The organism is Sphaerisporangium sp. B11E5, from assembly GCF_039871875.1.
Classification (GTDB): Bacteria; Actinomycetota; Actinomycetes; order Streptosporangiales; family Streptosporangiaceae; genus Sphaerisporangium.
This window is the reverse complement of the sequence record NZ_JBDPMD010000001.1, coordinates 46285-70217: the sequence shown is the minus strand read 5'-3', so window position 1 is coordinate 70217 and position 23933 is coordinate 46285. Positions and strand designations below refer to the sequence as shown.

Sequence of the window (23933 nt, the reverse complement as noted above, 5' to 3'; positions counted from 1 at the left end):
GGGGAGGGTCGCCCTAGAATCCCGGCATGGGCGGTGGGTGGCCGTTCGTCGGCCGGGAGCGGGAGACCGGTGCCGTGCTGGCGGCGCTGCGCGGGCGGGACGAGGCCGGGGTGGCGCTGGCGGGCCAGGCGGGGACCGGGAAGACCGAGCTGATGCGGCACGTCCTCAACCGGCTCGCGCGGTCCGGGCGCGACGTCAAGGTGCTGCGCACGGTGGCCTACGCGGCGGGGACGCCGATCCCGTTCGGCGCGATGTACCGCGTGCTGCCGCGTCCGCCGGCCGAGACGCCGCCGATGTGGAACCCGGTGCAACACGCCGCCGACACCCTGCGGGCCGCGGCGGGCGGTCGCACACTGGTGATCGGCGTGGACGACGCCCACCTGCTGGACGACCTGTCGGTGCTGCTGCTCGCCGACCTGGCCAGGTCCCGCACCGCCCGGGTCGTGGTGTCGGTGCGGGACGGCGAGCCGGCGCCGCGCACGCTGACCGCGTTGTGGAAGGAACGGGTGCTGCGGCGCGTCGACGTCGCCCCGCTGCCGGATGCCGACGTGGAGGCGGCGCTCACCGCCGCGCTGGGCGGCCAGATCGAGCACGCCACCCTGGCCCGGCTCCGGGAGGCCGCCCGCGGCAACCCCCTGCTGCTGCGCGAGCTGGTGGAGTCCGGCCAGAGCACCGGGGCGCTGACCGAACGCGACGGCGTGTGGTGGTGGCACGGCCGCTGGACGGCCTCGCCGCGGCTGCGCGAGCTGATCCACGCCCGGGTCGGCACGCTGGACGGCGACCGCCGCCGTGCCGTCGAGCTGCTGTCGTTCGCCGACTCCCTCGGGCTCGCCCTGCTCACCGGCCTCACCTCCCCCGAGGCCGTGGAGGAGCTGGAGCGCTCGGCCCTGGTGCGGGTGGACCGCGACGGCGAGCGGCTGCACGCCCGCCTGGCCCACCCGCTGCACGGCGACGTGATCAGGTCGGCGCTGCCGGTCACCCGCGCCCGGGCCTGCCAGGCCGAGCTCGCCGAGGCCATCGCCCGGCACGGCGCCCGGCGGCGGGAGGACCCGCTGCGGGTCGCGCTCTGGCGCCTGGACAGCGGCACCCCGGCGCCGCCGGAGTCGCTGGTCGCCGCGGCCCGGCAGGCGTGGGCGGGGCACGATCTGCCGCTCACCAAGCGCCTGGTCACGGCCGCCGTCACCGCGGGCAGCACCGAGGCCGTGCCGCTGCTCGGCGACCTGCTGCTGTTCAGCGGGCGGCCCGAGCAGGCCGAGGAGTTCTACGCCGCGCCGCCGCCGTGCGCCGACCGCCTCGGCCTGGTGCGGCTGCGTTTCCTGCGCGGGGTCAACATGGTGTGGGGCCTCGGCCGGGTGCCGGAAGGCGTCACGCGCATGGAGGAGGCCGCGCCCGCGGTGCTCGACTCCCCCTGGCGGGACGACCTCGGTCCCACGTACGTGGCGTGGCTGACGTACGTCGGCCGGTGCGAGGCCGCGCTGCGGCTCGCCGGCGAGCTGGCCGCGCTGCCGCCGCTGAGCGCGCCGGGCGAGACGGTGCTGCTGGCGGCGCGCGGCACGATCAACGCGTTCACCGGGCGCACCGCCGAGGCCCGCGACACCGGGCGGGAGGCGCTGGCGCGGATGGAGGCGCACGCCGCGGTCTACCCCTGGCTGCGGGGCATCCCGGCGTTCGGCGCCATCTACGCCCTGCAGTTCGCCGGGGAGCTGCGCGAGGCGGAGACGGCCGCGCGCGACTGGCACGGCACCATGGTGGGCAACCCGACGGCCTGGTCGTACGCGACCGCGTTGTCGGCGGTGGCCCTCGGCCGTTCGGCGCGGCTGCGCGGGCGGCTGCGCTCGGCGGTGCGCCACCTGAAGGACGCCAGGCGGCTGTTCCGCGAGAGCGACGCCCAGCCGCTCGGGCACATCGGCATGGCCGAGCTCGCGCACGCCCTGGTGCTGCTGGGCGACCTCACCGCCGCACGCCGCCTGCTGGCGGAGGCGCGCTCGCTGGACGGCGGCGCCTTCGCGGTGTTCGCCTTCACCCTGGACGCCGCGGACGCGGCCGTCGCGGCGGCCGAGGGCGACATCGCCACCGCGGCGGCCATCGGCGAGGCGGCGGCCGGACGGGCCCGCAGCATGGGGGCGCACTCGTGGGAGCCGCCGCTGCTGCACGACCTGGTACGGGCCGGCGAGCCGGGCCGGGCGCTGCCCCGCCTGACCGAGCTGGCCGCCACACTGGAGGGCCCGCTGCCCCCGCTGTACGCGCGGCACGCCGCGGCCCTGGCCGCGCGGGACGGGCGGGCGCTGGACGCGGTGGCGGCGGACTTCGCCGCCCTCGGCGCCGCACTGCTCGCCGCCGAGGCCGCCGCGCAGGCCGGCGGGGTGCACCGGGACCGGGGGGCGAGCGGCGCGGCGAGCCGTTCCGCGTGGCACGCGGCGCGCTGGGCGTCCGCCTGTGAGGGCGCCCGCACCCCGGCGCTCGACCTGACCCGCGCGCCGGTGCTGACCCGCCGGGAGTACCAGATCGCGCTGCGCGCCGCGCAGGGCGAGACCAACGTGCAGATCGCCGCGGCCCTCGGCATCGCGGCCCGCACCGTGGGCAACCACCTGTACAACAGCTACGACAAGCTCGGGGTGAGCGGCCGCGCCGAGCTCGCGGGGATGTTCCCCGAGGCCCGGCGCGACCTGCGGTAGTCAGGAGACGGTGACCGAGTACGCCGTGGTGTCCAGGCGGCCCTGGCCGACGAACACCTCGGTGCCCGCCTGCACGCTGGTCAGGTACTTGGACGAGGAGAGCCAGCCGCGCGAGACCAGCACGCTGAGGAAGTCGCGCAGGTTGAGCTGCACGCTGGTGGCGTTGCCGGTGCGGACGAACGAGAAGACCTCCCAGCCGACGTTGCCGCGCCACAGCTCCCACGTGGTGCCGGCGATGGTGACGGTGGCCTGGCGGCTGCCCACGGGCGACGCGCCGCCGCCGCGGTAGGTCCAGATCATGACCTCGTCGGAGGGGTTCTCGGTGTTGGGGGTGGAGTTCGGGTGCAGCCACAGGTCGTAGGCGACGTTGAAGGTGTTGGTGCCGCCCTGCAGGGTCAGGGCGTAGTTCCAGGTGGTGTTCACGTTGCGGTTGGCCGACACCTGGACGGGCAGGCCGCTGCCCGGCACCTTCCAGCCCCAGTGCCAGCCGAGCACCGAGCTGACGTACGACTTGACCTGGCTGGGTGAGTTGCTCCACGTCCAGCTCGTGCCCCACGAGATCGTGTTGCCGCTCGTGGACCCGGCCCACATGCACTGCCGGCCCGTGCCGCTGCTCTGGCCCCAGAGGTTGTTGTTGATCCAGTACTTGCCCATGGTCACCGAGTCGCCGGAGTTGCAGAGCTGGTTCCCCGGGCCGGACGGCGTGGGGGTGGGGTTCGGGGTCGGGGACGTGGTGGCGCCCGTGCAGGCGACGCCGTTCAGCGTGAACTCGGTGGGTACCGAGTTCGTCGTGCCGCTCATCGAGGCGTTGAACCCGAACGTCGTGGACGCGCCCGTGCCGAGGTTCCCGTTGTAGCTCGCGTTGGCCGCGGTGACCTGCGCGCCGCTCTGGGTCACCGTGGCGCTCCACGCCTGGGTGATCCGCTGGTCTCCGGAGAACGACCAGCGGAGCGTCCAGGCGGTGACGGGGTCGCCGACGTTGCGGACGGTGACCTCGCCGTTGAAGCCGCCGGGCCACTGGGACGCGACCCGGTAGGTGATCTGGCACCCGGCGGCGGCCAGGGCGCTCGTGGTGACCGACACCGCTCCCGCCACGGCGACGAGCAGGGCGGCCAGTACGGCGGCCGTTCGTCGGATGGGCATCGCCGACTCCTTCCACCCGCCGCTCGCCGCGCGCGGGGATCGCGAAGAACCGTCGTCGCCCGCGCCCTGTGCCACGGCACCCGCGCTGGTCCTGACGCCGGGGCGCCCGGCGACCGTGGCGAATATGTTAGGCGTCCGTCCAAACTATTTTCAGAACCAGCCGCTCGTCCGCCGCTTCCCCGACGGAAGCCACAGGTGACGCCGGGGCGGTCCGTCCCGCACTCCGGAAACTTTCACCTCCCGGCGGCGAGGGCCCCGTGGAGGAACATGTCGACGATCTCGGCGGAGGTGAGGGACGGCACGCCCTGGCCGGCGAGGCGGCCCGCCGAGGAGGCCGCGAACATGAAGACCTGGGCCGAGCGCTCCGGGGAGAGGCGCAGGGTGTCCTGATCGGGCTCGAACAGCTCGGCCAGGGCGTCGCGTACGGTGGCCAGCGACGTCTCGCGGTCCAGACCGGGCCGCGCCTCGCCGGACGCCAGCGGGTCCCGCCGTGGCCGCCTGCCCGAGGCCATCAGCGCCCCCGCCACGGCCCCCATGCGGCCGAGGTGGGCGTGCAGCGCCTCGATGGCCTCGACCAGGCGGTCCGCGAGCGGCTGGTCCAGCGAGATGGACACCAGCTCCCGCAGCACCCGGTCGGGGGACATCGCCTCGGCCAGGCAGGCGTCCAGCACCTCGTCCTTGTCCGCGAACACCCGGAAGATCGTCCCCTCCCCGATCCCGGCGGCACGGGCGATCTGCTGGGTGGTCACCGCCGCCCCGTACTCCGCCACCAGCGGCAGCGCCGCCTGAACGATCATGTCCCTGCGTTGCCTCGGACTCATCGCGGGTGCTCGCCGCCGCTTGTCCCCACTCCGGTCCGCGGCCCTGTCCGCGGACGTACCCGCGGCCCTGTCCGCGGACGTACCGGCGGGCCCGTCCGCGGACGTACCGGCGGCCCTGCCCATGGTCGTATCCGGGGTCGTGTCCGTGGCCATGTCCGCGTCCGGGGTCCTGCCCCTGCTGTCGCCTGTGCTCATCATGGGGAAACCGTACGGAGTGAGCACTCACTCTGTCAATGAGTGAGCACTCACTCCCAGTCATGCCGACCTTCGAGGAACAGGGTCACCGCGTCGGATAAAACGGCATACTGCGAGACATGAGCATGCGGGACGATTCCGGCCACGAGGCGGGGGACGTACGGTTCACCGAGTCCGGCGATCTCGAGGTTTTCGACGGACGCCGCTGGAACCGCTATCTCGGACTGCCCGCGGACGGCGCGTCCGGCAACCGTGACGACCCTGACGCCGGCCTGGACCGTTCCTCTCCCAGCGGCGCGTGACCGATGACGCCCGTCCTCCTCGGCCGCCGGTGAGCGGGCCGGTGGACGAGCCTGAGGACGCGCGGCCGATCCTCGACCTCATCGACGAGCCGCACCGATCCGCGTTGCGTGCGTGGATGGAGTTCACCAACACCGAGCTGCGGCCGGTGTCCTGGTCGGGGCGCGGGAACACCAAGGCGAGCCTGCTGGCCGCGTACGCCGCCCGGCGGGGGGCCAAGCCGATCAAGGTCATCGTCAAGCTGCACCCGCCCGGAACCGGCATCCCTCCCGAGCCGGGACGGCACGCGGACGCGCTCGTCGCATCGCCGCCGGCGTTCCGGGACAAGCATCTGGTCAAGCAGCCCTTCGATCCCATACCGGTCGACGGGGACGGCTACATCCTCTTCCAGGAGATCGCGGGAGGGCGGTTCCGCGGCCTGGAGCCGTTGTCCCGGCCCCTGGAGGAGGGCCTCGCCGCGTTCGGCGACGTCGCGCCGGTCTGCGCGGACGTCATGGCGCTCGTCCTCGGCGGGTGGAACCCCGGCGGGCCGCGTCTGGCCGAGCGCACCGTCCCGGCGTTCCTGACCTCGGTACTCGGGGACCGGGTGGCCCCCGGCGGCAAGATCCGTGAGTGGGTGCGCGACCCGGCGCACCACGCGCGGCCCCGGCCCGGCGGCGGCCCGGTCGTGCCCGACCCGCTGGTGCTGCTGGACGGCGACGGGCCCGCCGCCGACGTCCTGCTGCAGGTGCTCACCGGCAACGCGCACGGCGACCTGCACCCCGGAAACGTCATCGTCTCGGCGGACCGGAAAGCACGCCCGCCGGTGCGGCGCCTCATCGACCTGTCGCGGTTCGGCACGGACGCGCCGCTGTCCCACGACCCCCTGCACTTCGTCATGGCGATGATCGCGCCGTGCCTGCCCGGCCTGCCCGAGCCGCAGCGGGTCGCGCTCGGCGAGTTCCTCGTCGACCCGGCGCGCGGCCACCGGGCGCTGGTGCCGAACGGCCTCAGCGAGGTCATCACGCGCACCAGCCTGGCCACGTCCGCCTGGGCGCTGTCGACGGGCATGGCCGACGAGTGGGAGGACCTCCACCTGCCGTCGGTGGTGGCCTGCGCCCTGCTGTACGCCGGCCGCGCCTTCTTCCCCCGGGAGGACCGCCTCTGGTTCACCTGGGTCGCCGCCCGCGCCGCCGCCGACTTCCTCACCGCCCACGACCTCCCCGTCCCCGTCGCCCCCGGCGCCGGATCCGCGGCCCCCGGGGACGGTGCCCGGAGCGTCGCGCCGCCCGCCACCTCCGGACCCGCGGCCTCCGCCGTCCCCGGCACGGCTTCGCCCGGAGAGTCCGTGGCTGCTGCCTTCCACAGTCGTGACCAGTACGGCGAGGCGTTCTACCAAGGGCACACGATCCACGTCCACCTGCCGGGGCATCCCGGCGCCGCCGTCCCGGACGAGCCGGGAGCGGCGTGGCCGGACCCGCGGGCGCCGGGCTCCGGCGTGCCGCAGCGCGTGCCGTACTTCGTGGGGCGGGAACGCGAGCTGGCGGAGCTGCACGCCCTGATGCGGGCGGGGCGGCCCCCGGTGGTGGCGGTGCACGGCATACCGGGCACGGGGAAGACGCAGTTCGCGCTGGAGTACGCGCACCGGTTCTCCGCCGAGTACCCCCGCATGTGGTGGATCTCGGCGGCGCAGCCGGAGCTGCTCGGCGAGCAGTTCGGCGGCATGGCGAGAGCGCTCGGGCTGAACGTCCAGGGCGATGTGCGCTCGGTGCGCGGCATGCTGTTCGACGCGCTGCGCGCCCACGGCCGCTGGCTGCTGGTCTTCGACGACGCGCCGGACGCCGAAGCCATCCAGGCGTACGTCCCGGCCAGCGACGCCGCCGACGTGCTGATCACCTCACGCAACCCCGAGTGGTCCGCCCTCGCCGCCCCGTTCCCCCTCGGCCCCCTGGAGCCGGAGGAGTCACGCTCCCTGCTGACCGCCCTCCTGGACGACCCCCTCACCGGACGCCCCGCTTCGGACGGCGAGCGCGACGGCTCCACGGCCCCACGGGACAGTTCCACGGCCGCACGGGACAGCCCCTCGAACGCACAGGACAGTTCCATGGCCGCGCGGGACAGCCCTCCGAGCGCGCGGGACAGCCCTCCGAGCGCACGGGGCAGTTCCATGGCCGTACGGACCGGCTCCCCGGGCGCACGAGACGGGTCCACGGCCAGGCGGGCCGGCTCCGAGGCCATGCCGCCAGGCTCCGAGGCCGTGCCGGACGGCCCCGGGGCCGGGCGGCCCGTCTCGCCGGCCGAGCAGGCCGTTCCGATCGCCGAGACGCTGGGGCATCTGCCGCTGGCGGTCGCGCAGGCGGCGCTGTTCCTGCGGGACGCGCCGCTGGACCCCGAGGACTACGCCGAGGAGCTCGCGTCCCGGACGGCCGACGCCCTGGACACCGACCCGGTGCCCGGGTACGGCCGCACGCTGGCGGACGTCTGGTCGCTGAGCCTGGGCTCCCTGGCGGAGGTCCGGCCGGAGGCGGTGGACCTGCTGCGGGCCTGCGCGTTCCTCGCCGACGCGCCGGTGCCGCTCGACCTGCTGGCGGCCGGCGCGGCCGGCCTGCCCGGCGACCTGCCCGCGGTCGCGGGCGACCGCCTGCGGCTCACCGCCGCCGCGAAGGCCGCGGCCCGGCTCGGACTGCTGCGCATCGAGGGCACGGCGCTGCGCGTGCACGGCCTGCTCCAGGCGTTCCTGCGTGACACCGCCCCGGGGCCCGTGCCGGACCTGCGTCCGGCGCTGGCCCGCGCCCACCCCGGCGACCCCCGCGACCCGTGCTCGTGGCCCGGTCACGGCCGCCTGCTGCCCCACGCGCTGGCGCTGGACCTGCCGGGGTCCGCCGAACCCGCCTGCCACCGGCTGTACCTGGACGCGCTGCACTACCTCGCGGTGCGCGGCGACACCCGTACCGTGCTGGACCTGACCACGGCCGTGTACGTCCGCTGGCTGCGGGTCCTCGGGCCGGACGCCGCGCCGGTGCTCGACGCGATGAGCCTGCTGTCCCGGGCGCACCACGACCTCGGCGCGCACCGCAGGGCCCTCGAACTGGACGAGGAGGTCCACGACCGGCGCGGGCGGCTGCTCGGCCCGGACGACCCGGCGACGCTGGCCGCCGGGCACAACGTGGCGGGCGGCCTGTCGGCCCTCGCGCGCGGCGGCGACCTGCCTCCCGAGGTCAGCGCGCGTGCCGTCACCCTGCTGGAGACGGTGGTGGACGCGCGCCGCCGGGTGCTCGGCGCCACCCACCCCGAGACGCTGCGGTCGGTGCACAACCTCGCCACCGAGTTGCACACCCAGGGCCTGCGCGGCCGGGCCAGGGAGCTGTGCGAGGCGGCACTGGCCGGGCTCACCGCGGCGCTGGAGGCCGATCACCCGGACATCCTGCGCTCGGCGCACCTGCTCGCCCTGCTGCTCGCGGACGAGGAACCGGAGCGGGCCCGGCGTCTCAACGAGGACACGCTGCGCCGCCGTACCCGGGTGCTCGGCCCCGGCCACCCGGACACCCTGGGCTCGGCGCACAGCCACGCCCGGGACCTCTGGACGGCGGGCTTCCCCCTGCTGGCGGCCGAGCGGGCGCGGGACACCTGGCTGCGGCTCTGCGCGACGTCCGGCGAGGACCACCCCGAGGCGCTGCGCGCCGCCGACCTGCTGACCCGCGTGCTGCGCGACCTCGGGGACCGGGACGGGGCGCGCCGCCTCAGCGAGGACACCTACCACCGCCGCGCCCGCCTGCTCGGCGCGGACCACATCGACACCCTCCGTTCCGCCGACCAGTACGCCACCGACCTGCGCGCCGCCGGCGAGACCACCAGGGCCGCCGAGCTCGCCCGCCGCACCGCCGACGCGCTGACCCGGCTCATGGCACGCCGCGCTCGTGGTGATCGTCCCGGTGGGTGAACCGGCGATGTGATCACTTTCGCTGCTGAAAATTACATCAGTGAAGGTGATTCACCACTGCCGATGTACGTGGTGTGCTCCCCCGGCCCGCCCGGAACGCGGGCCGATCCAGCAACGGTCCGGTGCTTCGCGGGCACCGTGTGGAGCCTTGCGCCGGGCCGCCGGCGCCCGGCGCCGCGACGGAGACACCGGCCGTTGACCTGGGAGATCGGGCCCACGAGCTGCCAGGTCGCACCGTGCGCGGTGACCGGCGGCGACCAACGCGCCTCGCGGGAGGTCCACCATGGCGCGGACGGTCACCCGGCGTCGCGGCGCTGAGGGGGACGAGGGTGTGCCTCCCCCCGGCTCCGTCGACTGTTGCGAGACACCCCTGTTAATGCGACATTACACCCAGACATCAGTCGGCATACGTCATACGTTACGAAACGGTAACGCCACGTCTGCCACGGAACCTCAGGGCGTGACACGAGGAGACCTCTCGCGCCCCGGCGGCAGTGACTGACCGCGTGGCGAACACTCTGCTCGGAACCAGCGAAAGGAACAGAGCGTGAAGTCAGCCCTGTCCACCACTGGGAAGGCGTTAGCAGCGCTTGCGGTGTTCGTCGCCGCTGTGTTGCTGCCGGCCTTCGCAGGTACCACTCCGGCCTCGGCAGCGGCCCAGGCAACCTACTACGTCGCCCCCGACGGCAACGACGCCAACTCCGGAACGATCACGTCGCCGTTCCGGACCCTGCAGCGTGCGAGGGACGTCGTCCGCACGGTGAACGCCAACATGACAGACGACATCTACGTATATCTCCGCGGGGGCAACTACCCGGTCACCAGCACGATCGACTTCACGCCGGCCGACTCCGGCACGAACGGCTACCGGGTCATATACGCCGCGTACCAGAACGAGACGCCGATCCTCAGCGGAGGCGTTCAGGTCACCGGGTGGACGCAGCACAGCGGCAACATCTGGAAAGCCCCGCTGAATCGCAGCAACAAGCTCCGTGCGCTCTATGTCAACGACAAGCGGGCGTACATGGCGTCGAAGACAATAAGCTCCGGTGGGTGCTCAGGGACCTACAACATCACGGCGGGGCAGGCGCCCTGGGCGTGGGAGTCGGGCTCGCAGTGCGCGGGAGCGAAGTACAGCCTGGGTGATTTCCCCGCCATCGCCGGCAATCAGGACGACATCGAAATCGAGACGGGGACGACCTGGACCACGGCCATCGTGGGAGTCCGGCAGGTCACCTCTGACAGCTCGAACCGTATAGCTCTGTTCCAGCAGCCGGGAGCGGCCATCGCCCAGGGCGCCTTCAACGGGAACGCCCAGATCGGCGGCAGCCACAAGGTCATGAACGCCTACGAGTTCCTGGACACGCCGGGCGAGTTCTTCTTCGACAAGACGAGCCGGACGTTGTACTACTACAAATCAGGCTCCGAGAACATGACGACCGCGACGGTTTACGCACCGAACAACGTGTCCACCCTTCTCCGGGTCGCCGGCACCTCCACGAGCAGTCGCGCCCGGAACATCACCTTCACCGGCCTCACGGTCCAGCACTCCGACTGGAACCTGTTCAACGTGGCCGGCTCGGTGCTCAAGCAGGCTCAGCAGGGTAATCTCGGCGCACACGCGTATGCCAGGCAGAACTTCCACGTCTATTACTACCGCAACGTCGACATGGCCCCCGGCATCATCCAGATCGAGAACGCCGACGGGCTCCTCCTGCAGAACAACCGGGTACAGCACACCGGCGTCGACGGAATCACCATGGCCAACGACGTGGTGAACTCGCAGTTGATCGGGAACTTCACGAACGACATCGCCGGATCCGCCATCGTCGTGGGCCATCCCCAGCACGTCTACATCGGGGACCACACCGCGACGAACCGCGAGAAGTACACCGCCCAGGTCGAAGGGGCGCCCAAGAACATCGAGATAAAGAACAACTACATCTACGACAGTGCTGTGTTGTTCAACGGGCACAGCCCCATCTCGGCGTACTTCGCGGACGGCCTGTCCATCCAGCGCAATCGCATCGAGAAAACCCCGTGGTCCGGCATCACGCTCGGTTGGGGATGGTGGAACTTCGACGGATCGTCCGGCTCGATCGCGCCCAACCGGCCGACCACCACGGCGAAGAACAACACCATCAGCCACAACCACATCATCGACACGGTGCAGCGCCTGAGCGACACGGCTCCCATCTACACGCTGGGCAGCCAGCCGGGAACCACGATCACCAACAACTATCTGCAGGGCGTCCCGTCCGGTCACAAGTACGGGCTGCACCCGGACGAAGGCTCGGCGTTCATCACCTTCCGCGACAACGTCCTGAGCGTGGACAAGAACGTCACGTGGCTCATCAACTCCGACGACTTCGGGCGTAAGCACGACCTGAGCATCACGCAGACGTACGGCCCCATCAACAAGGTCTCCAACAAGAACCTGCCGAACAGCACGGTCCAGGACATCATCGTGTCCTCCGACTACGTCTGGCCGTCGCAGGCTTATGGCATCGCCGTGAACTCCGGACTCGAGGACGCCTACAGGAACATCATCCCCCAGAGCAATCTTTCTCTGCCGGATTACGTCCTGCCCGCCAGCACGTTCGTCGCCGCCGGTGTGACATCGATCCCCATCCGCAGCACCGGCGACGCGAGCAAGACGGTCTGGCTGGCCCCCTTGGGCACGACTTCCTTCGCCGTCGGCAACACGATGACCAGGGCAACCGGAACCGCGACCACCATCGCCGTCCCGACGACGGTCGGCGAGTACCGGCTCTACGTCGTGGACGCCCAGGGGAATCGATCGGCTGAGTCGAAGTCTCTCGTCAGGCAAGGAAACGGCGGCGGCAACCAGCAGAACGGCACGATCGTGGGTGGCCAGTCGGGCCGATGCGTGGACATCGCCGGCGGCTCGGCGACCAACGGCGCTCAGGCGCAACTGTGGGACTGCAACGGCGCCACCAACCAGCGGTTCACCTACACATCGGGCAAGCAGCTCCAGGTGTTCGGCAACAAGTGCCTGGACGCCTACAACCGGGGCACCACGAACGGCACCCAGGTGATCATCTGGGACTGCAACGGGCAGACCAACCAGCAGTGGAACGTCAACTCCAACGGCACCATCACCGGCGTGCAGTCCGGGTTGTGCCTGGACGCCAACGGCGGCGGCACCGCCAACGGCACGCGGCTCATCCTGTGGGCCTGCAACGGCGGCTCGAACCAGCAGTGGAGCCTGCGCAGCTGACGTGAGCTCCCACCGGGCCGCGGACGGTCATGCACACACCGTCCGCGGCCCGCTCTGCCGACGGCCGGGATCCCAGCGGTGATCTGCCGGCGTTCTGGCGTGGAGCCCGCTGTACCTGCCCGAGCGCCGCCGGACCGGTGGGCGGCCGGCACTCTTGCGGGCCTAGAGGCCAGTGTGGGTGTACGGGACCCAGGCGCTGGGGCGGGTGGCGTGGCCGGCGCTCAGGGGGCGGATCGCGCGGTGCAGGGCACGGGCCGCGCCGGCGGGCCGGAAACGGCCGGTGGCCGTGAGCCTGCGGTAGACCGAGCCGGCCACCACCACGGCCAGCGCGTCGTCCACCGACCACAGGGTGCCGATGACCTGGCGGTACCCGGTGTAGTGCAGCGCCGCGGTGATCGTGCTGGCCTCGTCGGGCAGCGTGGTGCCGCCGGTGGCCGTCTTGCACGCCGACAGGAACGTGAACGCGCCCCGGTACCCCGTCGCGCCGATGTCGGTCACGGTCAGCTTCCCGTCCCGCGGCAGCAGGCCGCCCTGGGAGGGGTCGGCGAGATCCTGCCCGCCGTGCCCGGCGAAGCGCACCCATCGGTGCCGGGGCAGCTCCTCCCGCATGCGCTCCCGCACGGCGTCGTCCCCGGCCAGCGGCGTGTGCCGCTCCCCCGGGAACAGCCGCGTCAGCAGCTCCTGCTCCTTCGGCACGTCCTCCAGAGGCCGCGCCCCGGGTGCGTCCGGCACCGCCACGACCAGCATGCGCCCGTCGTCCCCGTCGGCGCTCCCGTTCTTCCGCGCCTCCAGCAGCGCCCGCAGCGGCGGGGTGTACGACGACACGACCCGGTCCATCACCGTACGGCCGCCGCCCTGCCCGCCCGGCGGCGTGCAGAAGCAGCAGCGTCAGCGGCCCGGCCGGGCACCACCACAGCCGGGGCAACGCCCCCGTGGGTCGTGCGGATACCCGAGCCCGTCCAGCACCGGTTCGGCCACCACGTCTCACAACCACCCCAGCGTCGAGGTCAGCACCGCCTCCCGCTCGGCCCCGTCCACGTCGCCGTCCACGACCCGCAGGTACTCCCGCAGCCGCTCCTGCGCCCCCTCCATGCCGAGCCGCGGCAACGGCACCGCCCGCACGCCCGTGACGGTCACGACCAGCGCGTCACACCGCCACTCGCTGGCGTTCACCACGACCACCGGCCCCTCGTCGGCGACCGGCAGCAGCGTCTCGATCGGTGGAGGCAGCAGGAAAACCCTGCCCCCTCCAGCGCCCGCACCTGCTCCAGTAACTCGTCCCATTCCCGGGCCGCCGCGATCCGACGATCGGCCGACCGCGCCTCCCCCGTCTCAGGATTCATCCCGCCGCCCCGTATTCAGTGATCTTCCGCCGGCCGCCGGAGTTTCCGGAATACCCGCGCGAATATCCGATGGTCTTTCCCGCCCGGCTTGTCCCGAGATATGCAAATGTATAGGCCGCCGACCGGCCCACCTGAAGACGGACACCGGACGCCGGCACCAGCCGCACGTACCCTGGACGTGGCCGTCCGACTGCTCCCCGCGCCATGTGGTCCGGCGTCGAGCGCTCCGGCAAGGAACACCATCTCCCTCCCACCACCGGCCTGGCCCCCCGACTCCGCGGCACGGAGCCGGGTCGGACAATTCCGTTATTTACTGCTTTTTCGGTCGGCCGGTGAGTGATCTAGGCAGCTCGGGCCCGCTAATCCATTTCTATTATTTATATAAGGTGCATCCACTCCTCAAACTGCCATACTGGCCTCGATCGCAGTGGGGTCAGCCGCGAGAAAGCGGCCTATGGGGGCAAATCATGGCCGGATCATCGCGCCGAGTCGAAAGCCGTCCGCCAGTCGTGCCGGGAGGTCCGGTGGCCGCGCGTCCTTTTCTGGTGGACCGGTTCGTCGTCGGGGTGGACGTGCGGAAGTACAGTTCCCGCACCACGCGCCGGCAGCTCGAGGTGCAGCGGGATCTCGACGAGATCCTCACCGTGGCGGCGGAGCAGGCGGGGCTCGACCGGAGCGGGTGGGTCAGGCAGGTGAGCGGGGACGGCGAGCTGGCCGAGCTGCCCGAGGGGACCGATCTGGTCGCCGTGGTGCGGCGGTGGGTGGCCGAGCTGGACGTGCTGCTGCGGGACCACAACGACGGGCACGCGCCGGAGAACCGGATACGGCTGCGGCTGGCCATGCACACCGACGTGCTGACCCGCAGCATGCTCGGCACCGCGGGGCCCGCGCTGATCGTGGTGAGCCGCCTTCTCGACTCGGCGCCGGTGCGGGAGGCCCTGGAGGACGCGCCGGACGCGACGCTCGCGCTGATCGTCTCGGACGCCGTGTACCGCAAGGTGGTGCTGTCCGAGCTCGGCGGCCTGCGCCCCGCGTCGTTCCGCGAGGTCGAGATCGACCTGCCGGGCAAGGGCTTCCGCGAACTCGCCCACGTCCACGTCCCCGGCACCCCAGCACCCGGCCCGCGGCCCGAAGGGCCATCGGCCGGACAGGGCCGGCCAGGCGGGCCGGCACCGACCGGCGGAGTGAACGGGCCTGACGGGGTAAGCGGGCCGCCGCCTGGGCATGCCGGTGCGGCGCCGGGGGCGTCCCAGGGAGGTGCGGGGAGTGGGGCGCAGGGGTCTGTTCTGTTCAGCATCGGGGCCCAGCACGGGGAGTCCTTCTACCAGGCGGGCACCATCCAGATCCATCCGCCGGCCGAGCGGCCCGACCCGTTCGCCCTGGGGCTGCGGGCGTTGCGTGCCGGGCGGTACGGGCCGGCGCGGCGGCGGCTGGCGGAGGCGTTGGAGGACAGGCCGGAGGATCCGCGGGTGTGCTACTACCTGGCGCTCGCGTTGCTCGGTGGGCACCGGCCGCACATGCATCGCCGGGCGGTGGTGGACGAGATCGCCGGGCTGCTCGACGGTGCGCGTGACCGGCTGCCGGAGGCCGGGGCGCTCCGGTGCCTGGTGCTGGAGGACCATCGCATGACCTGGGTGCTGCGCACGGCGGTGCCGCCGGAGCTGGTGCGGCTGGTGGACGCGGTGCCGCGGGAGCGGGCCGCTGAGATCGTCGGGCAGTTCACGGCCGAGGAGAACCACGTGTGGCGGCTGCTCGCGACACGGGCGGAGAGGAGCGCCGGATGAACGGCAAGGTCGACCACGCGGCCACCGAGCGCAGGAAGCGTGTCAGGAAGTACTTCGTCAAGTCACCCAACCCCTTCGACCGCGTCATGGCCCTGTCGCTCCTGGTGGCCGCCGGGGTTTGCGCGGTGGCCGGCGTGGCGACCCTCAGCTACTCCCGTGAGATCGGCGTCGGGGCGTTCGTGCTTGGCGTGATCGGCGGCATCACCGGGGCCGTGATGTCGTCCAGCTACAGGGACGCCTACGCCCAGGCCGAGCCCAAGCCGACCGACGCCGAGATGGACAGGCTGCTCGCCAACGACCTCCTGGCCATCGAGAAGATCGCCATGACGTCGCTGAACCTGACGGCCGAGGACCTGGAGACCGGCGAGAACGACTGGGACCCCATCAGGACGCTCAGCCGCGACCCGGCACCACAGCGGCCGGGCAGGCGCCCCATCCTGATCTACGGCCCGTCAACGCACAGCGGCTACACCGTCGGGAAGGACGAGGTCTGGCGCTTCGAGGCGTACGAGGTCATGGTGATCTGCCCGACCCACCACCATCTGGCCATCTACCGCAGCGAGCTGGACCTGCTGACCGGCAAGCTGTTCATGGAGGAGACCCAGGAGTACCAGTACGCCCACGTCGCCTCGGTGTCCACCGTCACCGTCGCCGCCCCGGAGGACTTCGAGCTGCGCCGCACCGACACCGACCCGCCCCCGGAGAAGGCCGAGAAGAAGGACAAGAACGAAGACAGGAAGCACAGCAGGTCACGGCCCGGGGACGACGACGAGGTGCGTCACGCCACCATCGTGTTCCGCCAGTTCGCGGTGGGCGTCTCCAGCGGCCAGAACACCTCGGTGACCGTGGGCATCTTCGACCAGTCCGACCCCGGGCACGGCGCCCACCTGCCCGACCACGGCATCCGGCAGACCATCGCCTCGATCCGCCGGGTGCTGCGCGACAAGAACGGCGGCGCCGTCGGCGCGTCCGGTCAGGGGATCTACTGACCGGTCATCACGTCGGTGCCGCTCGCGGCGACGCGGGTGATGTCGGCCAGTGTGACGTCGGACAGCAGTGCCTGTTCGTGGTCGCGCAGCGCGTCCCAGACGTCGGCCAGCGGTCCCGCCACGCCGGGGAAGCCGCCGTGGTCGCCGCCTTCCGGCACGCCTTCGACGATGCGCACGATGTCGGCCAGGCTGATCTGGTCGGGGGGGCGGGCCAGCCAGTAGCCCCCCTCGGGGCCGCGCTGGCTGCGCAGCAGGCCGGACCGTCGGAGCTGGAGCAGGATGTTGTCCAGGAACCTGCGGGGAATGCCCTGGGCGGCCGCGATCCTGTCGGCGGGGAGCGGGCCCGGCGCGGCGGCGGCCAGCTCGGCCGCCGCCCGCAGGGCGTACTGGGTCCTGGCGGAGATCCGCATCGCCGCCCGGCCCCTCAGTTGGTGACCTGGTGCAGTCCCCAGCGGCGGCGTAGCGCGTTGTCGGCCGCACCGAAGACCCGGTCCACCACGATGCCGATGACCAGGATGACGATCATTGTGGCGAGCAGGCCGGCGGAGTCGGCCAGCTCGCGGGCGAAGTGGAGCTGCTCGCCGAGCGAGGGGCGGTTGGCGATGATGACGAGCAGTTCGCCGGCCATCAGGGAGCGCCAGGCGAACGCCCAGCCCTGCTTGAGCCCGGCGAGGAACGACGGCAGCGACGCCGGCAGGATGACGTGCCGGTACAGCGACAGCCGCCGGAAGCCGAGCATGTGCCCGGCGCGCAGCAGGATCGGCGGGGTGTAGTCGACCCCGGCGATCAGGCCGTTGGCGATGGACGGCGCCGCGCCGAGCACGACGACGAACAGGATCGCGCTCTCGGTGAGGCCGAACAGCAGGATGGCGAGCGGGAACCACGCGATGGACGGCATGGTCTGCAGGCCGGTGATGAGCGAGCCGACCGCGCGGCGCAGCGGCCCGATGCGCGACACCAGCGCCCCGACGACCAGCCCGGCCGCGATGGCGAGCGCGAAGCCCACGACGGCGCGGCGCATGGTGACCGCGACGGCCTGGTAGAACTCCGCCTCCCCGAGGCGCTGCGCGAGGTCGGTCAGCGTGGTGACGGGTCCGGCGAAGACGTACTCGGGCCACCAGCCGGCCCACACCACGGCCTGCCAGACGACGAGCACGATGACGATGGCGGACACCACCGGCCACGCCGCCGCCCAGGCCCGGGGGGCGAGGGCGGCCTTCCGCGGGGCGGCCAGCTCCAGCGCGTCCAGCCCGGCGATCTGCCGCGCATGGGCGTCGGCCGCACGGGTCTCAGTTGCCGCCATGGCGCATGACCTCCAGCTTCAGCCGATCGGTGATCTCGCCCGCCTGCCGCCCCACCTCGGCGGAGTCGCTGCGCCGCGGCCGGGGCAGGGTGATGCGGAAGTCGTCGACGACCCGGCCGGGGCGGCTGGACAGCAGCACCACGCGGTCGCCGAGCCGTACGGCCTCGCGCACGTTGTGGGTGACGAACAGCACCGCGAGGTTGCGCTCCCGCCAGATGTGCTCCAGCTCGTCGTGCAGCAGGTCGCGGGTCATGGCGTCCAGCGCGCCGAACGGCTCGTCCATCAGCAACACGTCGGCGTCCTGGGCCAGCGCCCTGGCCAGGGCGACCCGCTGGCGCATGCCGCCGGACAGCTCGTGCGGCCGTTTGGCGCCGAAGTCGCCGAGGTGCACGATCCGCAGGAACTCCTGTGCGCGTTCCCGGCGTTCCCGCTTGGCGACGCCCTTGGCCCGCAGCGCCATCTCGACGTTGGCCGACACGGTCAGCCAGGGGAACAGCGCGGGCTCCTGGAACATCAGGGCCACCCGGGTGCGGTCGACCTCGACGGTGCCGGCGGTCGCCCGGTCCAGCCCGGCCACCAGCGACAGCAGGGTGCTCTTGCCGCACCCGGACGCGCCGAGCAGGCAGACGAACTCCCCGGGGGCCACGTCCAGCGACACCTCGTCCAGGGCGAGCAGCCCGTTCCTGCCCTGGCCGTAGATCTTGGAGACGGCCGAGAGCCGGATCGCGGGGTTCTCCCCCTCGACCCGGCCGCCGGCCTGCTCCACGAGCGGAGCGGTCATGCTTTCGTTTCCTCTCGGGGTCCGGCGTCGGCTACTTGTCGGAGATGGCCTGCTCGCCCTTGGCGGCGAGCACCTGGTTGAGGATCGTCAGGTCGTAGATGCCGTTCAGGTCCACCGGGTCGAGCAGCCCGACCTTGATGGCGTGGTCGGCGCTTCCCACCAGCGACGAGGCGATCGGGTCGTCGGTGAACGTGATGTTCTTGAACGCGGCGTCCAGCACCTCGGGCTTGAGCGGCTTGCCGGTGAGCTTCTCCAGGGCGGTGTTGACGGTCCGCGCCGCGCCCGCCGGGTCGGAGTTGATGTAGGCGTTGGCCTCGACGTGCGCCTCGATGAGCTTCTTGACGGTGTCGGGGTGCTCCTTGGCGAACTCCTGCCGCACGATCAGGTGGGTGATCACGAACTGCTTGCCCGGCCACAGGTCGCGCTCGTCGACCAGCACCTTGCCACCGCTCTCCTTGACGAGGCGGCTGGCGAACGGCTCGGGCACCCAGGCGCCGTCGATGTCGCCGGTGGCGAACGTCTGCACAGTCTGGGAGTTCTCCTGCGGGACGATCGACACCTCGCCGCCGCCCTTGGTGTCGGTCTTGATGCCCTTCTCGTTCAGCCAGTACCGCAGCGCCACGTCCTGGGTGTTGCCGAGCTGCGGGGTGGCGATCTTCTTGCCCTTGAGGTCCTCGGGAGAGTTGATCTCCGGCTTGACCACCAGGAACACGCCGCCGGACGCGGCACCCGCGACGATCTTGATGGCCTCGCCCTTGGACTTGGACCACGCGTTGATCGCCGGGTTGGGGCCGATGTAGGTGGCGTCGATCGCGCCGGAGAAGACCGCCTCGATGGCGGCGGGCCCGGCGTTGAACTGGCTCGTCCTCAGGGTCGTGCCGCTGCCGAGGTGCTTGGCGAAGTACCCCTTCTCCACCCCGACCAGCGCGGTGGAGTGCGTGATGTTGGGGAAGAACCCGAGCCGCACCTCCGCCGGGCCCGCCGCCGATCCACCGGCCCCTCCACCTGCCGGATTCCCGGCGTCCGTGCCCCCGCAGGCCGCCGTCAAGGTCGTGATCGCCACGGCGGCGACGACCGCCACCACTCCGCGGACCCTGCGAGCGTTCATCCGAACTCCCTATATTTCCCACTTATTAAGTAGATTTACTCGTTTATAGAGCCACGGGGACGGCCCGTCAACCCGGTGTCCGAATCCGGCCGGCGCTCACCGGGGCCATAATCCCCTATTTCCTACCTGTAGTGTTGACTTCGCTTCATGGTGCGCTCTACGTTGAGGACGTGACCACCACCTCCCTGATCATCCGGGGTCACGTGGACTTCTGCCGCGTGGCCAGCGCGCTGTGTCCTTCCTTCCGCTGAGTCCCCCTCATCCCCACCCGGAAGGAAGCCCCGTCATGTCCACCCTGAACGTCTCCCCCGTCGCCGGCCGCATCGGCGCCGAGATCACCGGCGTACGGCTCGGCGGAGACCTGCCCGCCGACCTGGTCTCCGAGATCCGCCGGCTCCTGCTCGAGCACAAGGTCGTCTTCTTCCGCAGCCAGTGGCACCTCGGCGAGGAGGAGCAGGTCGCCTTCGCCCGGCTGCTCGGCGAGCCCACCACCGCCCACCCGACCGTGCCCGCCCTGAACGGCAACGCCCACATCCTCGACCTGGACTACAGCGCCGGCCAGAAGGTCGACCGCTGGCACACCGACGTCACCTTCGTGGACCGGCCGCCGCTGGCGTCGGTGCTGCGCGCCGTCACCGTCCCCCCGGCGGGCGGCGACACCCTCTGGGCCAACACCGTGAGCGCCTACGAATACCTGCCGGACGCGCTGCGCGACCTCGTGGACCGGCTGCGCGCCGTGCACACCAACCAGTTCGACTACGCGCGGGTCGCCACCTCCGACGACCCCGAGCGTGCCGGGGAGTACGCCAAGGTGTTCTCCTCGACCGGCTACGAGACCGAGCACCCCGTGGTGCGCGTGCATCCCGAGACCGGCGAGCGCTCGATCCTGCTCGGCGACTTCGCCAAGCGGATCAGCGGCCTGTCCGCGCAGACCTCCGCGTCGATCATCAGCCTCGTCCAGGAGCAGGTCACCCAGGTGGAGAACACGGTGCGCTGGCACTGGGCGCCGGGCGACGTGGCCATCTGGGACAACCGCGCCACCCAGCACCGCGTGGTGCACGACTTCGGCGGCCAGGCCCGGCGGCTGCACCGGGTCACCATCGCCGGGGACGTCCCCGTGGGCGTCGACGGGCGTCCGAGCGTCGCCCTGGCCGGGGACGCGTCGGCGTACTCGCCGCTCGCCGCCTGACCCGCGGGGCGCGCCGGCCGGCCCTCCACCCGGGGCCGGCCGGCGTCCCGGCGATTACCTATTGACCTTGTAGGCATTAGCGGGATGCTGGGAAGATGGCACTCTGGACACCGGACCCCACGTTCTACCCCTCACCCCGGGACGCCGCGTCCGCGCCGGCCGAGCGGCTGGCGTACGTCGCCGCCTTCGACCGGCAGGCCTCCCGGCCGGACGCGATAGCCGTCCTCGACACCGACGCCTCCTCCCCCACCTACGGCGACGTGGTGGGCTGGACCGACCTGCCGTACACCGGCGACGAGCTCCACCACTTCGGCTGGAACGCGTGCAGCAGCGCGCTGTGCCCCTCCGCCCCGCACCCGCACGTCGAGCGGCGCTACCTCGTGGTGCCGGGGCTGCGCTCGTCGCGCGTCTACGTCCTCGACACCAAGGACCGCATCAGCCCCGAGATCGTCAAGGTGATCGAGCCGGAGCAGCTCGCCGAGCGGGCCGGGTACTCCCGGCCGCACACCGTGCACTGCGGGCCCGACGGGCTGTACGTCTCGGCGCTCGGCGGGGCCGGCGGCGAGGAGGGCCCCGGGGGCATCGCGATCCTCGACCACCGCTCGTTCGAGGTGCTCGGCCGGTGGGAGGTGGACCGCGGACCGCAGTACCTGGCGTACGACTTCTGGTGGCACATCAACCACGACGTGCTGGTCACCTCCGAGTGGGGCACGCCGTCCATGATCGAGGACGGCGTGGTGGGCGAGCTGCTGCTCGGCCGCAAGTACGGCCACCGGCTGCACTTCTGGGACCTGCGCCGACGCCGCCACCTGCAGGAGGTGGACCTCGGCGACCAGTACCAGATGCCGCTGGAGCTGCGCCCCGCGCACGACCCCACCCGCACCTACGGCTTCGTCGGCGTCGTCACCAGCGTCGAGGACCTGTCGGCGTCGGTGTGGACGTGGTTCCACGAGGCCGGGCGGTGGCAGGTACGCAAGGTGATCGACATCCCGGCCGAGCCGGCCGCCGCCGAGGACCTGCCCGACATCCTCAAGCCGTTCGGCGCGGTGCCGCCGCTCGTCACCGACATCGACCTGTCAGTGGACGACCGGCGGCTGTACGTCTCGTGCTGGGGCACCGGCGAGATCAAGCAGTACGACGTGTCCGACCCGTTCAAGCCCGTCGAGCTCGGGTCCCTGCGCATCGGGGGCGTCGTGGGCAACACCGCGCACCCCGCCCTCTCCGCCCCGCTGCGCGGCGGGCCGCAGATGGTCGAGGTCAGCAGGGACGGCCGGCGAGTCTACGTGAGCAACTCCCTCTACGGGGCGTGGGACGACCAGTTCTACCCCGAGGGCGTCGGCGCGTGGCTCGCCAAGATCGACGCGGACTCGTTCACGTTCGACGAGCGGTTCTTCCCCAACGGCGACGCGTTCCGCGGCCTGCGTCCCCACCAGGTGCGGCTGCAGGGCGGCGACGCCTCCTCCGATTCCTACTGCTACCCGTGACCACCCTGACGGCCGTCCTGCTCGGCGCGTTCCACGGGCTGAACCCCGCCATGGGGTGGCTGTTCGCGGTCGCCCGTGGGCTGCAGGAACGCGACCGGGGGGTGGTGCTGGCGTCGCTGCCCGCCATCGCCGCGGGACACCTGGCCTCGGTGGCCGTGGTGGCGCTGGCGATCGGCCTGACCGGGTCGCTGGTGACGGCGACCGTGCTGTCCGTGCTCGGCGGGACGGTGCTGGTCGCGTTCGGGCTGTGGCAGCTGCTGTCCACCCGGCACTTCCGGTGGGTGGGCATGCGGCTCACGCTGCCGCAGCTCGCCGCGTGGTCGTTCCTGATGTCGTCGGCGCACGGCGCGGGCCTGATGCTCATCCCGCTGTTCACCGGGCTGCACGCCGAGGGCCGGCCGCTGTCCGGCGGGCTGGAGGTCGCCGCGCTGCACACGCTGGCGATGTTCGCGGTGGCGGGGACCGTCGCGGTCCTCGTGTACCAGGTGGCGGGGCTGACGGTGCTGCGTCGCGCCTGGTTCAACGTGGACCGGCTGTGGGCGGTTGCCCTGGTGGTGGCGGGCGGCCTGACGCTGGCACAGCTCGCGCACTAGAGACCTCCGGCCGGAATTCCCGGCCTGAGTTCCCGGCGCCCCGCCGCGGCCGGCTCGCCGTGCCCGGCGGCCGGTCCCGCGGTGGCCGTCCCGGGTGGCCTGGGTCTCCCGGGCGGGCTCCGCGGCCCGGAGCCCGCCCGGGCCGCCGGGGTGCGGTGAGGGAGGGCCTCGCCGCACCCCGGCCCCCCGGGGCGTCTCGCGCCCCGGGGAAGACGGCCGTCAGCAGCCGACGCGCTGGGTGCTCAGGGCGATGTCGTCCATCCAGACGTCGTACGAGCCGGGGGTGGGGTTGCCCTGGTAGAGCTGCCAGCCCAGCTTGACGGTGTCGAACCTCGGGAAGAGAAAATCGACCTGGTTGCCGCCGTGCTGCCGCGTGGAGACGGTGAGGTCGGGCTTGGGCACGCCGTCGAACCACAGGGTGATGCGGTTGTCGGTGGCGTCCATGCGCCACTCCACACACTGCCACACGCCCGCGCGGGACGGCGCCGACTCGCGCCAGTTGGTCCAGTCGCCGGTCGGGCCGCCGTCCGCGCCGACGCCCCACAACGCGACGCCGTTCCCGACCTCGGGCACGTACTGCCCGCCGAGCGGCCGCACGATCTCCGGGCCGGCGCCGGTCGTCTCGATCAGGGTGTAGTGCGCCCAGTCCGGGGCCGTCGGGAACGCCTTGACCTTCAGCCGCACCCGCCCGTAGAAGCTGTTCCCCGGAGGCGCGAAGTCGTCCACCTTCAGGAACGCCCGGCCGTTGCCCTCGGTCCGCACGTGCAGCACCTTCTGCCCGTGCCTGCCGTCCCGCTCGACGCTCAGCATGCCGTGCTTGGTGTCCACCCCCCACTTGAGGCTGCTCGCCCCGCCGAGCGGCTCGCTCTGGAAGTCCTCACAGAACAGCAGCCCCCGGCCGCCGCACGTGCTGTCCCCGTGCCCCCGGTCCCCGCCCGACGCGGCGGCTCCCGACACCCCCGCCAACGGCAACAACAGGGCCGCCCCGGCCACCGCCAACCACTTCCGCACCGTGATCCCCTTCCGAGCCGACGACGAACAAGCCGACAAGCTACGACATCCCCG

The 23933-nt window shown here is 72.3% G+C and carries 18 protein-coding genes; 9 read left to right on the top strand and 9 right to left on the bottom strand.

Annotated elements, in window-relative coordinates:
• Positions 1-26: 26 nt before the first annotated feature.
• Positions 27-2675: a LuxR C-terminal-related transcriptional regulator gene (locus ABGB17_RS00285; protein ID WP_347625604.1), complete on the top strand. Its 2649-nt coding sequence runs from the start codon at positions 27-29 to the stop codon at positions 2673-2675.
• Here ABGB17_RS00285 and ABGB17_RS00280 read toward each other — a convergent pair whose 3' ends face one another.
• Positions 2676-3818, bottom strand: a complete 1143-nt coding sequence (locus tag ABGB17_RS00280; RefSeq protein WP_347625603.1) for a cellulose binding domain-containing protein — start codon at positions 3816-3818, stop codon at positions 2676-2678. It lies immediately after the preceding gene.
• Between the two features lie 233 nt (positions 3819-4051).
• A complete protein-coding gene (locus tag ABGB17_RS00275; RefSeq protein ID WP_347625602.1) occupies positions 4052-4615 on the bottom strand; it encodes a TetR/AcrR family transcriptional regulator in 564 nt (187 codons plus the stop codon).
• A gap of 338 nt (positions 4616-4953) precedes the next feature.
• Here ABGB17_RS00275 and ABGB17_RS00270 point away from each other — a divergent pair, with 338 nt between their 5' ends.
• From ABGB17_RS00270 to ABGB17_RS00260, 3 genes are all read left to right on the top strand, one after another.
• The gene (locus tag ABGB17_RS00270) at positions 4954-5136 is read left to right on the top strand and encodes a hypothetical protein (RefSeq protein WP_347625601.1); all 183 of its coding nucleotides are present in this window, start codon (positions 4954-4956) and stop codon (positions 5134-5136) included.
• Positions 5137-5177: 41 nt separating this feature from the next.
• The gene (locus tag ABGB17_RS00265) at positions 5178-9053 is read left to right on the top strand and encodes a tetratricopeptide repeat protein (protein WP_347625600.1); all 3876 of its coding nucleotides are present in this window, start codon (positions 5178-5180) and stop codon (positions 9051-9053) included.
• Between the two features lie 547 nt (positions 9054-9600).
• Entirely contained in the window at positions 9601-12294 is a 2694-nt protein-coding gene (locus ABGB17_RS00260; RefSeq protein WP_347625599.1) for a lectin, read from the top strand.
• Positions 12295-12456: 162 nt separating this feature from the next.
• Here the strand turns inward: ABGB17_RS00260 and ABGB17_RS00255 are convergent, their stop codons facing one another.
• Positions 12457-13131: a CHAT domain-containing protein gene (locus tag ABGB17_RS00255; RefSeq protein WP_347625598.1), complete on the bottom strand. Its 675-nt coding sequence runs from the start codon at positions 13129-13131 to the stop codon at positions 12457-12459.
• Between the two features lie 147 nt (positions 13132-13278).
• Positions 13279-13578 (bottom strand): hypothetical protein, encoded by a 300-nt coding sequence (locus ABGB17_RS00250; RefSeq protein ID WP_347625597.1) that lies wholly within the window; start codon positions 13576-13578, stop codon positions 13279-13281.
• Between the two features lie 583 nt (positions 13579-14161).
• Here ABGB17_RS00250 and ABGB17_RS00245 point away from each other — a divergent pair.
• Positions 14162-15421, top strand: coding sequence for a hypothetical protein (locus ABGB17_RS00245; RefSeq protein WP_347625596.1), 1260 nt, complete (start codon positions 14162-14164; stop codon positions 15419-15421).
• Positions 15418-16410 (top strand): hypothetical protein, encoded by a 993-nt coding sequence (locus tag ABGB17_RS00240; protein WP_347625595.1) that lies wholly within the window; start codon positions 15418-15420, stop codon positions 16408-16410. Before ABGB17_RS00245 ends, ABGB17_RS00240 begins: the two co-directional genes overlap by 4 nt.
• Here the strand turns inward: ABGB17_RS00240 and ABGB17_RS00235 are convergent.
• From ABGB17_RS00235 to ABGB17_RS00220, 4 genes are read right to left on the bottom strand one after another with little or no spacing between them, the layout of a single operon-like run.
• Positions 16404-16820: an Rrf2 family transcriptional regulator gene (locus ABGB17_RS00235; protein ID WP_347625594.1), complete on the bottom strand. Its 417-nt coding sequence runs from the start codon at positions 16818-16820 to the stop codon at positions 16404-16406. The two genes, ABGB17_RS00240 and ABGB17_RS00235, sit on opposite strands and share 7 nt — an antisense overlap.
• A 14-nt stretch (positions 16821-16834) precedes the next feature.
• On the bottom strand, positions 16835-17713 hold the full coding sequence (locus ABGB17_RS00230) for an ABC transporter permease (RefSeq protein ID WP_347625593.1): 879 nt from the start codon (positions 17711-17713) through the stop codon (positions 16835-16837).
• Positions 17700-18494, bottom strand: a complete 795-nt coding sequence (locus ABGB17_RS00225; protein ID WP_347625592.1) for an ABC transporter ATP-binding protein — start codon at positions 18492-18494, stop codon at positions 17700-17702. The genes ABGB17_RS00230 and ABGB17_RS00225 overlap by 14 nt, the downstream gene beginning before the upstream one ends.
• A gap of 31 nt (positions 18495-18525) precedes the next feature.
• Positions 18526-19602 (bottom strand): ABC transporter substrate-binding protein, encoded by a 1077-nt coding sequence (locus ABGB17_RS00220; protein WP_347625591.1) that lies wholly within the window; start codon positions 19600-19602, stop codon positions 18526-18528.
• 286 nt (positions 19603-19888) lie between these two features.
• Here ABGB17_RS00220 and ABGB17_RS00215 point away from each other — a divergent pair, with 286 nt between their 5' ends.
• The 3 genes from ABGB17_RS00215 (at position 19889) to ABGB17_RS00205 (ending at position 22868) form a co-directional block, all read left to right on the top strand.
• The gene (locus ABGB17_RS00215; protein ID WP_347625590.1) at positions 19889-20791 is read left to right on the top strand and encodes a TauD/TfdA family dioxygenase; all 903 of its coding nucleotides are present in this window, start codon (positions 19889-19891) and stop codon (positions 20789-20791) included.
• Between the two features lie 95 nt (positions 20792-20886).
• Positions 20887-22275, top strand: coding sequence for a selenium-binding protein SBP56-related protein (locus ABGB17_RS00210; protein WP_347625589.1), 1389 nt, complete (start codon positions 20887-20889; stop codon positions 22273-22275).
• Between the two features lie 50 nt (positions 22276-22325).
• Positions 22326-22868, top strand: a complete 543-nt coding sequence (locus ABGB17_RS00205; protein ID WP_347625959.1) for a hypothetical protein — start codon at positions 22326-22328, stop codon at positions 22866-22868.
• 219 nt (positions 22869-23087) lie between these two features.
• Here ABGB17_RS00205 and ABGB17_RS00200 read toward each other — a convergent pair whose 3' ends face one another.
• Positions 23088-23879, bottom strand: a complete 792-nt coding sequence (locus tag ABGB17_RS00200; RefSeq protein ID WP_347625588.1) for a hypothetical protein — start codon at positions 23877-23879, stop codon at positions 23088-23090.
• Positions 23880-23933 lie beyond the last annotated feature (54 nt).

Excerpts from the sequence above, each read along its gene's own strand:
- ABGB17_RS00285 (WP_347625604.1), top strand. The coding sequence starts at position 27 with ATGGGCGGTGGGTGGCCGTTCGTCGGCCGGGAGCGGGAGACCGGTGCC.
- ABGB17_RS00280 (WP_347625603.1), bottom strand. The coding sequence starts at position 3,818 with ATGCCCATCCGACGAACGGCCGCCGTACTGGCCGCCCTGCTCGTCGCC.
- ABGB17_RS00275 (WP_347625602.1), bottom strand. The coding sequence starts at position 4,615 with ATGATCGTTCAGGCGGCGCTGCCGCTGGTGGCGGAGTACGGGGCGGCG.
- ABGB17_RS00270 (WP_347625601.1), top strand. The coding sequence starts at position 4,954 with ATGAGCATGCGGGACGATTCCGGCCACGAGGCGGGGGACGTACGGTTC.
- ABGB17_RS00255 (WP_347625598.1), bottom strand. The coding sequence starts at position 13,131 with ATGGACCGGGTCGTGTCGTCGTACACCCCGCCGCTGCGGGCGCTGCTG.
- ABGB17_RS00250 (WP_347625597.1), bottom strand. The coding sequence starts at position 13,578 with ATGGGACGAGTTACTGGAGCAGGTGCGGGCGCTGGAGGGGGCAGGGTT.
- ABGB17_RS00240 (WP_347625595.1), top strand. The coding sequence starts at position 15,418 with ATGAACGGCAAGGTCGACCACGCGGCCACCGAGCGCAGGAAGCGTGTC.
- ABGB17_RS00235 (WP_347625594.1), bottom strand. The coding sequence starts at position 16,820 with ATGCGGATCTCCGCCAGGACCCAGTACGCCCTGCGGGCGGCGGCCGAG.
- ABGB17_RS00230 (WP_347625593.1), bottom strand. The coding sequence starts at position 17,713 with ATGGCGGCAACTGAGACCCGTGCGGCCGACGCCCATGCGCGGCAGATC.
- ABGB17_RS00225 (WP_347625592.1), bottom strand. The coding sequence starts at position 18,494 with ATGACCGCTCCGCTCGTGGAGCAGGCCGGCGGCCGGGTCGAGGGGGAG.
- ABGB17_RS00220 (WP_347625591.1), bottom strand. The coding sequence starts at position 19,602 with ATGAACGCTCGCAGGGTCCGCGGAGTGGTGGCGGTCGTCGCCGCCGTG.
- ABGB17_RS00215 (WP_347625590.1), top strand. The coding sequence starts at position 19,889 with ATGTCCACCCTGAACGTCTCCCCCGTCGCCGGCCGCATCGGCGCCGAG.
- ABGB17_RS00210 (WP_347625589.1), top strand. The coding sequence starts at position 20,887 with ATGGCACTCTGGACACCGGACCCCACGTTCTACCCCTCACCCCGGGAC.
- ABGB17_RS00205 (WP_347625959.1), top strand. The coding sequence starts at position 22,326 with ATGGGGTGGCTGTTCGCGGTCGCCCGTGGGCTGCAGGAACGCGACCGG.